The sequence below is a fragment of the Aurantibacter sp. genome (genome assembly GCF_039941195.1).
Classification (GTDB): Bacteria; Bacteroidota; Bacteroidia; order Flavobacteriales; family Flavobacteriaceae; genus Aurantibacter_A.
In genome coordinates this window covers 1-13,800 of record NZ_JBDVFA010000068.1, presented here as the reverse complement: position 1 = coordinate 13,800, position 13,800 = coordinate 1, and the positions used below count along the sequence as shown (strand labels likewise).

Annotated in this window: 10 protein-coding genes; 8 read left to right on the top strand and 2 right to left on the bottom strand. The window is 34.3% G+C overall.

Annotation, left to right across the window (positions count from 1 at the left end; translation table 11 throughout):
* The first annotated feature begins 92 nt into the window (after window positions 1-92).
* Together ABJF52_RS11920 and ABJF52_RS11915 are read left to right on the top strand one after the other, a co-directional pair.
* Window positions 93-5,381, top strand: coding sequence for a PAS domain-containing protein (locus ABJF52_RS11920; RefSeq protein ID WP_348150362.1), 5,289 nt, complete (start codon window positions 93-95; stop codon window positions 5,379-5,381).
* Window positions 5,382-5,389: 8 nt separating this feature from the next.
* The gene (locus ABJF52_RS11915) at window positions 5,390-5,806 is read left to right on the top strand and encodes a response regulator (RefSeq protein ID WP_348150360.1); all 417 of its coding nucleotides are present in this window, start codon (window positions 5,390-5,392) and stop codon (window positions 5,804-5,806) included.
* Window positions 5,807-5,834: 28 nt separating this feature from the next.
* Here the strand turns inward: ABJF52_RS11915 and ABJF52_RS11910 are convergent, their stop codons facing one another.
* Entirely contained in the window at window positions 5,835-6,188 is a 354-nt protein-coding gene (locus tag ABJF52_RS11910; RefSeq protein ID WP_348150358.1) for a rhodanese-like domain-containing protein, read from the bottom strand.
* 117 nt (window positions 6,189-6,305) lie between these two features.
* Between ABJF52_RS11910 and ABJF52_RS11905 the strand changes: the two genes are divergently transcribed.
* Complete coding sequence (locus ABJF52_RS11905) at window positions 6,306-6,866, top strand: sigma-70 family RNA polymerase sigma factor (protein ID WP_348150402.1); 561 nt, start codon at window positions 6,306-6,308, stop codon at window positions 6,864-6,866.
* 220 nt (window positions 6,867-7,086) lie between these two features.
* On the opposite strand, the gene ABJF52_RS11900 is transcribed toward ABJF52_RS11905, so the two are convergent.
* Window positions 7,087-7,911: a hypothetical protein gene (locus ABJF52_RS11900; protein ID WP_348150355.1), complete on the bottom strand. Its 825-nt coding sequence runs from the start codon at window positions 7,909-7,911 to the stop codon at window positions 7,087-7,089.
* A gap of 126 nt (window positions 7,912-8,037) precedes the next feature.
* Between ABJF52_RS11900 and gcvP the strand changes: the two genes are divergently transcribed.
* The 5 genes from gcvP to ABJF52_RS11875 all read left to right on the top strand — a co-directional run.
* The gene (gene gcvP / locus ABJF52_RS11895; RefSeq protein WP_348150353.1) at window positions 8,038-10,878 is read left to right on the top strand and encodes an aminomethyl-transferring glycine dehydrogenase; all 2,841 of its coding nucleotides are present in this window, start codon (window positions 8,038-8,040) and stop codon (window positions 10,876-10,878) included.
* A 171-nt stretch (window positions 10,879-11,049) separates the two neighbouring features.
* Window positions 11,050-12,108 carry a ketoacyl-ACP synthase III gene (locus tag ABJF52_RS11890; protein ID WP_348150350.1) on the top strand — a complete coding sequence of 353 codons (1,059 nt, stop codon included), beginning with the start codon at window positions 11,050-11,052 and terminating at the stop codon, window positions 12,106-12,108.
* 13 nt (window positions 12,109-12,121) lie between these two features.
* Window positions 12,122-12,652: a methyltransferase gene (locus tag ABJF52_RS11885; protein ID WP_348150347.1), complete on the top strand. Its 531-nt coding sequence runs from the start codon at window positions 12,122-12,124 to the stop codon at window positions 12,650-12,652.
* A gap of 111 nt (window positions 12,653-12,763) precedes the next feature.
* Window positions 12,764-13,144, top strand: a complete 381-nt coding sequence (locus tag ABJF52_RS11880) for a GxxExxY protein (RefSeq protein WP_348150344.1) — start codon at window positions 12,764-12,766, stop codon at window positions 13,142-13,144.
* 136 nt (window positions 13,145-13,280) lie between these two features.
* A partial coding sequence (locus ABJF52_RS11875; protein ID WP_348150342.1) for a glycosyltransferase family 2 protein occupies window positions 13,281-13,800 on the top strand: 520 nt, incomplete at its 3' end.

The following is a 13,800-nucleotide window of genomic DNA, read 5'->3' as shown; positions in this document are numbered from 1 at the left end:
GCGTATTACGCACAAGTTTGCTGACTTTTTTCCTCCCCTTGAATGCTATTAATAAGTCTCGAAAAGTCATAGCAAGAAAACACTAACTAAGCATGGCTAATAGAGAATTGGATATTTCTCATTCGTTGGCGCTACTCGAAAATGTAAATAAAGCGGCCAACATCGGAATCTTTCAGTATGAAGTAGAAACTGAAAATATTTATTGGAATGAAGTTTTACGGCGTATTTATGAAGTTCCCGAAGACTTTGAACCGAACCTAGAAAATGTTTTCGACTTTATACAACTTCCCGGACTCAAAGAACAAATAGAAAATGTACACCTTGGAGCTATTGAATTTGGCAAATCTTTTGAAATAGAACATGCTATTATAACAGGCAAAGGTAATAGCCGTTTTACACGAACGATAGGGCAACCTATTTTTGAAAATGGTATTTGCGTTTACGTTCATGGTGCTGTATTAGACATAACGAAGCAAAAAAATGCCGAAGCGGAATTAGCGAAACAAAATCAACAATTAGCTCTTACAGGAAAAATGGCCCAAATTGGGTATTGGCGTTGGGATACAAAAAAAAACAAAGAAACATGGTCGAATCAATTATACGAGATTTTTGAAATAGAAAATAGTAAAGAAATAACCTACGAGACTTATTTGACCTTTATACATCCTGATGATATAGAATACGTAACCAAAAAAATTGACGATGCTTTTATCAATAAAATTCTACCACCCTTTTCGCATCGCATAATTTTAAAAAACGGGACAATCAAAGTTATTCTTGCAGCCGGACAATTAATAATCAACGAAAAAGGAGAAGTTATTGAAATGCTTGGCACTTGCCAGGATATAACGGAGGATAAAGTAAATGAGCAGAACAGACAACTATTAGAGATATCGGAAAGATTAACATTAGCTGGATCTTGGCAATGGAATCCTACCAATCAAAAATTTAAATGGTCGGACAATTTATATGGAATAGTAGGCTTAGAAAAGGAGAAAAAAATAACCATAGATTCCTATTTAAACATAACACATCCGGATGATATAGCATTGGTTAAGGCTAAAACTAATGAGATTATTGAGAACAAAAAATCAATAATATTCACACATCGTATTCTACTGATAGATGGCAATCAAAAAGTGTTAGAAATTAAAGCCGAACCTATTCTAAATAAAAAAGGAGAGATCGAAGTTATAATCGGTTCCACGCAAGATATTACCCAAAAAGTCAATATAGAAAATGACCTAAGAGAAAAAAATCAACTACTTGATTTTGCAGAAAAACTTACTACAATTGGATATTGGAAGTATATACCAGAAAGTAACACCGTTTTTTGGTCAGATAATCACTATGAGATTTTTGAGCATCCGAAAGATGAAAAATTAACTTTCGAATCATATTTTAATCGCATTCACCCCGATGATCAAGATTTCGTCTCTAAAAAAGTCAAACAATCCATAAAAGACTTAAAATTTAATGATTTTACGCATCGAATCATCCTTAAAAGCGGTGTCATAAAAACACTTCAGGTTATAGGTAAAGTTTACAAAAAAGACCCAGATGGACCAGTAGAATTAATAGGTACCTGCTTGGACATCACGGAAAGTGAAACAAGGGGTCTAGAGTTAGCTCAAAAAAATCAGCAGTTGCGTATTGCCGAAAGAATGACCATGACAGGTAGCTGGCAATGGAACCCAATAACAAATGTGGTAATTTGGTCAGATAACATGTATAATATTTATGAGCATGACATTAATGTGCCAATATCGTACGAGACTTATTTAAATTATGTACATGAAGATGACAAAAAAGATGTAAGTGCTAAGCTTAAAGCAGGTATGCACGATGGAAAATTTCGTGAAGCCACATACCGCATACGACTAAAAGATGGCACCATAAAAACACTTAAATCGATTGGTAAAATTATTACCAATAAACGTGGTGAAGTTGTAGAAATGTTAGGTACTTGCCAAGACATAACAGAAAGTACAAAAAATGAACTGAAGCTAATTCAAAAAAATAAAGAGTTAAATTTTGCCGAAAAATTAGCAAAATCTGGCTCATGGAGTTACGAAATTCTAACGGGTGAAATTTTATGGTCAGACAACCTTCATGATATTTTCGGATTTAAAAAAGACACAATTGTAACGTTCCAGTTGTTTACAGATTTAATTCACAAAGATGATAAAGAGTTGGTGGTTGCAAAATTTAATTCTTCCATTAACTTCAGTCAACCTTATGAAAGCACTTATCGCATCGTATTAAAAAACGGCACCACTAAAATTGTTAAATCTGTTGGTGAAATTATAGCCAATGAAAAAGGGGAAGTTATTAAGATGCTCGGTAGCTGCCAAGATATAACCAAAAGCATAAAAGCAAAACAAGAAATAGAGCATAAAAACAAACAATTAAACTTTGCAGAACAAATGGCATCGCTGGGTTCTTGGGAATACAATCCGAGTACTGAAGACTTTATTTGGTCAGACAATTTATATCGCATTTATGGCTTTGAACCTGGTATAGAAATGAATTTAGAACTAGGAATTTCTAGAGTTCACCCGGAAGATTTGGAAGCAACTAGAAATATAGTACGCGAAATTTTGCACGGAGTAGACCATGAGTCGTTTATTCAAAGAATAATACTAGACGATGGCACCATTAAAACCGTAGAAGCGAGGGCAAATACAATAACAGACAAAGAAGGCAACTTAAAATTAGTTGGCACCACCCAAGACATTACAGAATCTAAGAAAAAAGAGCAATTAATTATTTATAAAAACCAACAACTTAATCTTGCTGAAAAAACTGCTATGTTAGGTTCATGGGAGTGGCAACCACAATTGAATATCTATAAATGGTCTGAGAACCTCTATAGAATATATGGCTGGGAACCTGGGATAGAAATAAGTCATGAGTTAACTTTAACCAGGATACACCCTGAAGACATGCCTAAAGTTACTCAATACGTTAATGAAATTCTTGATGGGGCCGTACCTAAAAAATTTATTCACCGAATAATTTTAGACAACGGTGATGTTAGAACCTTAGAAATAAGAGGTAATGCCTCGAAAGACAAAGAGGGTAATATTACCCTTGTAGGCACAACGCAAGACATTTCAGAGGCAAAGAAAAATGAAGAAGCAATACTTCAGAAGAATCAGCAATTAAATGATGCTGAACAGATAGCAATGTCGGGGTCTTGGTCTTGGCATGCCAATACCAACACCTATAAATGGTCCAACAATCTTTACAAGATTTATGATATAGAAGTTGGTAGTCCTATTGATTTTAAAAAATTCCTTACACGTGTGCATCCCGAGGATCAAGAAAATATATCAAAAATTCAAAAAGAGTTCGTTCAAACTAAAGTCATTAATAATATACATCGAGCAAAACACAAAAATGGTAAGGTAAGAACCATTGAAGCTGTGGGTCGACTAATTACAAATGATAAAGGTGAAATTATTGAGGCAATAGGATCAAGCCAAGATATAACTGAACGTTTACAAAAGGAACAAGAAATTCTAGAAAATAATAGACAATTTAATTTTGCTGAAAAAATAGCTTTGATTGGCTCTTGGCAATGGGATGTTCTTGAAAATAAAATTAAATGGTCTGACAATCTCTATAGAATTTTTGGAATAGAAATTGGAACCCCTATTGATATTGAGTTATTTTATTCCCGTATACACAAAGATGACTACAATGCAGTAAAAAGTAAGGAGAAACAAATTTTTGAAGAAAAAGAATATGATAATAGCGAATATCGCATTCAACTACCTAATGGAGATGTTAAAAATTTAGAAGTATTTGGAGATATAATTACAGACGATGTTGGAAATATAATAAAAATCTCAGGTACAACTCAGGATATTACTGCGCGGGTAAAGTCTCAACAAGAAACTTTAGAGAAAAAGCAACTGCTAGAAAGCGCAGAAAAAATGTCCGACATAGGTTCTTGGAGTTTGAACCTAAAAAATGACCAACTTTCGTGGTCCGACCACTTATATAATATTTTTGAACTTCCCTCGGAAGAAAAAATAACTCGGAATATTTGGTTTTCTTTTGTTCATCCAGATGATAAAGTAAGAGTAATATCACAGGTTGAGAATAGATTGAAAAAAAATGCAATTAAAGAAATCACTTATCGCATCGTTACTAAAAATAGCACTAAAAAAACTTTAAAAGCAGTTAGTGAAATAGTTAAGGATAATAAAAACAACCCAATTTCTATTATTGGTACCGTACAAGACATTACAGAATCTATTAAAAAAGAATATAAATTAATACAGACTAACAGTCAATTAAATAAAGCGGAAGAACTTGCCATGATTGGTTCATTTATCTTCAACCCTAAAACCCAAGAATTTAATTGGTCGCACAACTCTTATAGAATTTATGGTTTCGAAGTTGGTATACCAATGAGCTTCAAAAAATTTCTGACTTGTATACATTCAGATGATTATGACAAACTTGTAAATCATTTAAAAGAACTCTTAGAGTTTAAGGTTTTTAACACTATCATCTATAAGGTTAAACATAAACATGGTGTTATTAGGACCATAGAGGCAAAAGGAAAGGTAATACTAGATGACACAGGGGAAATTCTTGAAATATTGGGTACTAGCATGGATATTACCGAGCAAAAAAAGGCAGAAAGTAAAATTCTAGAAACTAATAATCGGTTAGAGAATATCACTACCGAATTAATGTCCAGAAATAGGCAGTTGGCAGACTTCAATCAAATCACTTCCCATAATTTAAGGGGTCCTGTCAGTAATTTAAGTTCACTGCTAGAACTCCATAACGAATCTACCGATGAAGATTTAAAAGCATTGCTTTTTAGCAAATTTGGAGTTGTAATTGACCACCTAACCCTTACTTTAAATACATTAATTGATTCATTAAAAATCAAGAATAATGAAAACTTGGTTAAACTAGAACTATCATTTGATGACACTTTAGTTAAAACCAAAGAAATTTTAGTAGCAGATATATTAAAAACAGATGCGGTAATAATAAGTGATTTCGCGAGCACACCAACTATTTTGTACAACGAAATATATTTGGAAAGTATTTTTTTAAACCTAATTAGCAATGCTATAAAGTATAAATCGCCTAATCGTAACCCAGAAATTACCATTTCTACTACGATTAAAAATGGCAAAACAATGCTCACCATACAAGACAATGGCCTTGGTATTGATTTAGAAAAACATGGAGATAAGCTATTCGGACTTAATAAAGTATTTCATAGACATCCAGAAGCACTAGGCATTGGCCTGTTCTTAACTAAAGCACAAATAGAAGCTATGGGTGGGTCTATATATGCAGAAAGTGAAGTAAATGTTGGAACTACTTTTTTTATAACCTTAAATTAAAACGAGCTATGGATGTGAATACTAATGTTTGTATTATTGATGATGATGATATTTACCAGCTTACTACTTCTATAAATATAAAAGCAATTAACCCTGATTTTAAAATCAATTTATTTAACGATGGCTTGGAGGCGATTAACTTTATAAAGGCTAATCTTACTAACCAAACCGAGCTACCTGATATTATCTTTTTAGATATTAACATGCCGGTAATGGATGGGTTTCAATTCATGGAAGAATACGTATTACTGAAACCACAATTAAATAAACCCATAACTATTCATATGGTCTCATCTTCTGTAGACCCTGTTGACACCGAAAAGTCAAAATTACATAATGAAATATCTGAATATATAGTAAAGCCTTTAAAAAAGCCGAAATTAGAAGAAATTCTAAAGTGTTTTATAGATAATAGTAATGCCTAAGAATATTGGCATACTCACATGCTACCTGCTATTTGTTTTTGGCGTAGGCATCATATCCACCCGTTAAATTTATTACATTTTCATAACCAAGTGAGTCAAGCAAGTTCGCGGCTTTAGCACTACGACCTCCCATTTTACAATACACATATATTGTTTTGTCTTTTGGTATGTCTTGGAATTTATTTTTAAAATCTTCATCGAACCAATTCATATTCAAAGCGTTATCTAAATGACCTGCTTTAAACTCATCAGGAGTTCGCACATCAATTAATATCCCGCTATCAACATCATTCTGTGAAAGTTCTGTGATAGGTTTTTCTTTACTTTGAGCACAGCTCGAAATCATTAAAAGCAAAAAGGCACAGGTGAAAAAAGTTTTCATAAAAGCAGATTTAATCAAAGATAAAAAATTATGCCAGCAATAAAATACGACTACAAAAACAAAAGCATGAAGCTGATTAAAACAAATTCCCTTATTTTTGGCAACGACGAAAAACAAATGCCTTTAAATAAACTACATCCGAACACTTGGGTAGATGCATATGCAGATTATCTTTTCAACTATGCAGTTGGCAGGGTAAGTGATGCCGAAATTGCACGCGATTTAGTACAAGAAACTTTTTTTGCCGGTTTAAAATCGGCCAAAAATTATAAAGGAGATGCCACCGAACGCACATGGTTAATTGCTATTTTAAAAAGAAAAGTTATTGACCACTACCGTAAAATAAACTCGAAAAAAGGTAAAGCGGAGGTTCGCATGAACTATAGTGCTAGTTCAGATTCTGAAGGTGATTGGCTTGAAGAACAAGTAGCCGACCCCTTTAGTTCTTTTGAAAATGATGCTATCGAAAATGAAGAATTAGGCCTTGCAATACATGGCTGCATTTCTAAATTACCTAAAAAACAATCTATGGTTTTTAAAATGAAAACCATTCAAGGCATGAGTACTGAAGATATTTGTAATGAACTCAACATTAATCCGTCTAACTTGTGGGTAATGATACACAGAGCTCGTACGGCTCTTGTAGGTTGCTTAAATCAAAATTGGTTTGAATTATGATATCTTGCGAAAAAGCGGCAATAATTTGCAATAAAGCACAGTACAGCGAAGCGTCTTTTATAGAAAAATTAAAACTAAAATTTCATTTACTTACTTGTAAAGCATGCTCTAAATTCACAAAAAAAAATGCACAATTGACTACTATTTGTGATAAGGCAAAACTTCAAAGCCTTACCGAAATAGAAAAATCAGCGATGAAGGCTAAACTAGATAAAGAAATTTAAAAACTTTTGTCCACTATCCAAACCGCTACAAACCAAATTATTGGCAGAGACTCTACCCAAAAAGAAGCATAATACTTACTTCGCTTTTTATTCGAATTTAAAATCGCTAATAACAACGTTATACAAATAAAAATTTTCGCAACTATTTCAAGTATCGAAAGGTTATCTTTTAAAAACGTTAGCAACGAAATAGCTAAGACCAATACAACCCCTATTAATTTCGTATTAGTTATTCCAAAACGTTGAGGTATGGTATTTAATTCCGGTGGATCATAACGTAAATCTCGAATCTCAAAGGGCAACATCAATGCTAAAACGATTAAAAATCGCTGTAGCGTCTCAACATTCACATCCCAACTCGCAAGTTTTTCATTTTGCAAAAGCGGTAATATAACTGTGGCTCCTGCCCAAACAACTGCTACCACAACAATTTTAAAACCACTTAAACTCCTTAAATTTTTAGCATTCGGCATAACTGGTATAGCATAAAGTCCTGTAATAATTGAAAGAACAATTAGCGCTTCCCATGTTTCTCTATTTAAGCCAAAAGCATAATAGGCTACAAATGCTAAAGCTACGAAACTGAAAAACTGTATATTTTTATGATATCGATTGGCCACTAAAATGTATTTCTCTGCCTCCAGTCCATATTTTACAAAATTGTAACTCACAATAGTCCCAAAAAACAAAAAAAGAGCAAGGTTAGTGTCAATAGCAATATCCAACATATAACCAGTTAGCCACACCAAACAATATACAGACAATGCTACATGAATACTGGCATCCAAATAAAAATTAAAAAAGCGTTTTAAAACCTTCACAGTATAAAAGTAACCAAACTGTTAATAAGCCATGGTTTTAGTTAAAAACTTTATACCAAGACCTACCCAAACCCTCCAATTTTATTAGGATTAATAACTATTTTTGAAGACTTATTTTTATAGCCTATGAAAACAGATTCGTTTGCCCTGCGCCATATCGGAATTGGTAAAAAAGATTACCAAAAAATGCTCGAAACGATTGGAGTTAATAATTTAGATCAATTAATATCTGAAACTATCCCGAATGATATTAGACTTAAAGAAAATCTAAATTTAGATACTGCACTTAGTGAAAATGAATATTTGGTGCATTTGCAAAACCTGGCTAAAAAAAATAAGGTTTTTAAAAGTTATATAGGTTTAGGCTATCACGAAAGTTTGACTCCTTCGGTTATCAAGCGTAATATTCTTGAGAACCCGGGTTGGTATACGGCCTACACACCCTACCAAGCCGAAATTGCCCAAGGCAGGTTAGAAGCGCTACTCAATTTTCAAACTATGGTTTGCGATCTTACCGGTATGGAATTGGCAAACGCATCCCTTTTAGATGAGAGTACCGCAGCGGCTGAAGCTATGGCTTTACTTTTTGATGTTCGCTCACGCGAGCAGAAAAAAAGTGGTGTCCTAAAATTCTTTGTATCAGAAGAAGTTTTGCCGCAAACCCTTTCACTACTCGAAACAAGATCAAAACCACTACACATAGAATTGGTTGTAGGAAATCATGAAGAATTTGATTTCTCTAACGACTATTTTGGAATGCTTTTACAATACCCTGGTAAATATGGTGAAGCATATGATTATACCGATTTTGTACATAAAGCAAAAGAACAAAATATAAAAGTTGCTGTTGCTGCAGACATCTTAAGTTTAGCTTTGTTAAAAGCACCTGGAGAGTTTGGGGTAGATGTAGTTGTAGGTACCACGCAAAGATTTGGAATTCCCTTAGGTTACGGAGGACCTCATGCAGCTTTTTTTGCTACCAAAGAAGCTTACAAAAGAAGTATTCCTGGTAGAATAATTGGACTTACCAAAGATGTTGATGGCAAGCCCGCCCTACGCATGGCATTACAAACACGCGAACAACATATTAAGCGAGACAAGGCGACGTCGAACATTTGTACTGCACAAGTATTATTGGCTGTTATGGCTGCAATGTATGCAGTTTACCATGGTCCAAAAGGCTTAAAATATATCGCTAAGCAAGTACACAAAAAAGCCGCTTATTTAAGTCAGATCGTAGGAGATTTTGGAATTAAACAAACAAATTCTAATTATTTTGATACCGTTAGATTTAAGGTTGAAAATGCCGATGAATTATTAATTAATGCTCAAAAAAAGGGAATCAATTTAAATGTAATTGCAGAAGGCGAAGTTTCAATATCAATTAATGAAGCAACCACTATTGCAGATATTAAAACCCTTGCTACATTATTTGGTATTGACATGGCAAATATTCCGGATGCCTATCCACAAGAAATAATCGATGCAAATTTAAAAAGGAACACACCCTATCTCGAGGACCCTGTTTTTAATTCTTATCATTCTGAGACCGAATTGATGCGATATATCAAAAGACTAGAACGTAAGGATTTAGCATTAAATCATTCTATGATTTCATTAGGCAGCTGTACTATGAAATTGAATGCTGCTTCTGAAATGCTACCTTTAAGTTGGGCCGAATGGGGAAACATTCATCCTTTTGCTCCGGTAGAACAAGCGGAAGGATATCAAATTGTTCTAAAAGAATTAGAAGATCAGTTAAGTGTTATTACCGGTTTCGCTGCCACTTCTTTACAACCCAATTCGGGAGCACAAGGCGAATATGCCGGTCTTATGGCCATTCGAGCATACCACGAAGCTAATGGTGAAGGCCATAGAAATATTTGTTTAATTCCGGCTTCCGCTCACGGAACCAATCCAGCTTCAGCAGTTATGGCTGGAATGAAAGTTGTGGTAACTAAGACTGATGATAATGGAAATATTAGCGTCTCAGATTTAGAAGAAAAAGCTATGCTGCACAAAGATAATTTAGCAGCCTTAATGGTTACCTACCCATCTACACATGGTGTATTTGAATCTTCTATTAAACAAATTACTCAGCTTATTCACGACAATGGCGGTCAAGTTTATATGGATGGTGCTAACATGAATGCTCAGGTTGGTTTAACCAATCCAGCAACTATTGGTGCTGACGTTTGTCACCTAAATTTACACAAAACATTTGCTATTCCACATGGTGGAGGTGGACCCGGAGTTGGCCCTATTTGCGTAGCAAAACAATTGGCTCCTTTTCTACCCGGAAACCCAGTTATTAAAACTGGTGGCGAAAAAGCAATTACTGCTATATCTGGAGCTCCTTGGGGTAGTTCTTTAGTTTGTTTGATTTCCTACGGATATATTAAAATGTTAGGTGAAGCTGGTTTAACACAATCTACCAAAATCGCTATTTTAAATGCCAATTACATCAAAGAAAGATTAAATGGTAAGTTTGATGTGCTCTATTCTGGAGAAAAAGGAAGAGCAGCACATGAAATGATTGTAGACTGCCGACCATTTAAAATTAATGGTATTGAGGTTACCGATATTGCTAAAAGATTAATGGATTATGGTTTTCACGCTCCTACGGTATCATTCCCCGTTGCTGGCACCATAATGATTGAGCCAACTGAAAGCGAAAGCCTAGTTGAACTAGATCGTTTTTGTGATGCGATGCTCGCTATTCGAGATGAAATAGATGAAGCTTCTTCCGACAATTCAAATAACGTTTTAAAGAATGCTCCGCACACCCTTGAAATGCTTACAAGTGATGAATGGCAATTTCCTTACAGCAGACAAAAAGCGGCATATCCATTAAATTACGTAGCAAATAATAAGTTTTGGCCTGCTGTACGCCGTGTTGATGACGCCTATGGCGACCGTAATCTTATTTGTACTTGTACGCCTATTGAGGCCTATGCAGAATTTTAAAAAACATCCAAAACAGTAATAAACAAAGGCTCTTGACAATCTCAAGAGCCTTTTTTCTTTAATTTATTGTCAAATTAGAACTTGCTGAACATCATAAGAAATGAATAGTCCTTAATTTTTAAAAAGTAGATTGTATTAACTTGAGCAGACTAGACCAAAACATAGTTCCTCATGAAAATCGGTATCTCGGGTACAGGTTGTTACATACCTGGCCAGATTACAGAAAATAATCATTTTTCAGAAAATGAATTTCTAAATGCTGACGGCTCTCCGTTAAAATATTCCAACGAAGTAATTATTCAAAAATTTAAATCAATAACCGGTATAGGCAAAAGACGCTATGTCGATAATAATTTGAATACTTCGGATATTGCTTACTTGGCAGCCGAAGAAGCTATTGAAGATTCAGGCATCGATAAAGAAGAACTAGATTATATCATTTTTGCTCACAATTTTGGTGATGTTTCCTTTGGGAAAACTCAAGGGGATACACTACCTAGTTTAGCAACAAGAGTAAAACATCATTTAAAAATTAAAAACCCGAAATGTGTCGCTTATGACATGCTCTTCGGTTGCCCAGGATGGATTGAAGGTGTAATCCAAGCAAACGCATTTATAAAAAGTGGAATAGCAAAAAAATGTTTAGTTATTGGTGCAGAAACACTATCTAGAGTTGTTGATGACTATGATCGCGATTCTATGATCTATTCAGATGGTGCTGGGGCAACTATTATTGAAGCCAATGAAGACGGCGGACAAATTTTAGCACATGCATCCGAGACCCATGCAAATGGTGAAGCTTATTATCTTTTCTTTGGAAGTTCATATAACAATGAGGTAGAAGAGGACCGCAGGTATATAAAAATGTATGGTAGAAAAATATACGAATTTGCATTAACTGTTGTACCTGTAGCAATGAAAAATTGCCTTTTAGAAAGCGGTAAAGATATAAAATCGGTTAAGAAAATATTCATTCATCAGGCAAATGAAAAAATGGATGAAGCTATAGTAAAACGTTTCTACGAGTTGTTTGATATGCAAATGCCAGAAGGTATTATGCCTATGAACATACACGAAATGGGAAATAGCTCTGTAGCTACAATTCCTACTTTATTTGATATGGTACGTAATGGAAAAATAGAGAATCAATCGGTAGAAAAAGGAGATGTTGTTATCTTTGCAAGTGTTGGCGCAGGCATGAATGTAAACGCCATCGTTTACCAAGTTTGATAGCACTAAATTTATGTACGAAAAAACATTTCCGAATAGGCGTTTTCAGCATACTTTATCTTTCCTTCAAAAACATATTTCAACCGATGAATCTATTCTAGACCTTGGTGTTGAAAATCCGTTTTCTAAAATAATGACTGAGCAAGGTTATTCGGTTGAAAACACGAAAGGAGAAGATCTTGACTTAAACTTTGAAAGTGTTCTTAACTCCTCTGCAGACGTGGCAACTGCTTTTGAAATATTCGAGCACCTGATTGCCCCTTTCAATGTGTTAAAAGAAATAAAAGCCAATAAACTAGTAGCTAGTATCCCCTTAAAATTATGGTTTTCCCCAGCGTACAGAAGCAAAACAGACCCTTGGGATAGGCATTATCACGAATTTGAAGATTGGCAATTCGACTGGTTGCTTGAAAAAGCAGGTTGGGAAATTAAGGACCGTGCTAAATGGACTAATCCTGTAAAAAAATTAGGAATAAGACCTTTACTACGTAGTTTTACACCACGATACTATATTGTTTATGCTGAGAGAATTAAAACTCTATAATTAATTCCAAATAAAAGCAACCACAGAGTACACCAAGTACTCAAAAAGTTCTCAAAGCAAGCTCCATCACTATTGTGATAATTTTATTAGATGTAACTCAATTAAAAGGAGATGAATGAAAACGAAATAAGTAGTAGAATTATAGGATGTGCAATTGAAGTACACAAAGTGCTTGGACCAGGACTTCTAGAAAGCGCTTATCAAGAATGTCTAGTCTATACATTGGAAAGATCAGGACTTGAAGTACAGAAGGAAAAACCCATGCCCTTGAAGTTTGAAGAAGTAAAACTAGAATGTGGTTATAGAATAGATATATTAGTCGCAAACAAAGTAGTAATTGAGATAAAAAGCGTGGAAACCTTAAACGATATACATCTGGCTCAAACATTAACATATATGAAACTTGGGAACTACAAACTTGGGTTATTAATCAACTTCAATGTTGCATTATTAAAAAATGGCATTAAGAGAGTTATAAATGGTACGCTGTAAAAAGACTCCAATAAAATCAGTTTGTAACGCTAATATAAACGCAAAACCCTTAGTGTTCTTTGTAAATATTTTTGTGACCTTTGTGGTTAATACATAGAAGCTGATTTATTGATTTTCGGTGTTGAAAAAAATCCAAATGAACTATTACATTATTATTCCCGCTCATAACGAGGAAGCCTTTTTAGCCGATACGCTGAATTCAGTTTTACGGCAGTCGCTACTACCTAAAAAAGTAATTGTTGTAAATGATAATTCAACAGACGGAACAGAAACTATTCTAGACCAATTTTGTACTAAAAATGAAGTATTTACGAAATTGAACACCCAATCCTCTACCGAACATATGCCCGGAAGCAAAGTAATAAATGCTTTCAAAAAAGGCTTAGCTCTAATAGATAACGATTATGATTTTCTTGTAAAATTGGATGCTGATATTATTTTGCCAGACAACTATTTTGAGAAGATTGCTTATATATTTCAAGGAAACCCAAGAGTTGGAATTGCTGGTGGATTTGTTTATGAAAAGGATTCGAATGCGGAATGGAAATTAAACCACCCAATGAACAAAAATCATGTTCGTGGTGCATTTAAAGCGTATACCAAAAATTGTTTTAGCGCCATAGGCGGATTAAAAAACGCTATGGGTTGGGATACAC

What these genes read in the sequence shown, in the direction of transcription:
- ABJF52_RS11920 (WP_348150362.1), top strand. Translation starts at nt 93, where the DNA reads ATGGCTAATAGAGAATTGGATATTTCTCATTCGTTGGCGCTACTCGAA.
- ABJF52_RS11915 (WP_348150360.1), top strand. Translation starts at nt 5,390, where the DNA reads ATGGATGTGAATACTAATGTTTGTATTATTGATGATGATGATATTTAC.
- ABJF52_RS11910 (WP_348150358.1), bottom strand. Translation starts at nt 6,188, where the DNA reads ATGAAAACTTTTTTCACCTGTGCCTTTTTGCTTTTAATGATTTCGAGC.
- ABJF52_RS11905 (WP_348150402.1), top strand. Translation starts at nt 6,306, where the DNA reads ATGCCTTTAAATAAACTACATCCGAACACTTGGGTAGATGCATATGCA.
- gcvP (WP_348150353.1), top strand. Translation starts at nt 8,038, where the DNA reads ATGAAAACAGATTCGTTTGCCCTGCGCCATATCGGAATTGGTAAAAAA.
- ABJF52_RS11890 (WP_348150350.1), top strand. Translation starts at nt 11,050, where the DNA reads ATGAAAATCGGTATCTCGGGTACAGGTTGTTACATACCTGGCCAGATT.
- ABJF52_RS11885 (WP_348150347.1), top strand. Translation starts at nt 12,122, where the DNA reads ATGTACGAAAAAACATTTCCGAATAGGCGTTTTCAGCATACTTTATCT.
- ABJF52_RS11880 (WP_348150344.1), top strand. Translation starts at nt 12,764, where the DNA reads ATGAATGAAAACGAAATAAGTAGTAGAATTATAGGATGTGCAATTGAA.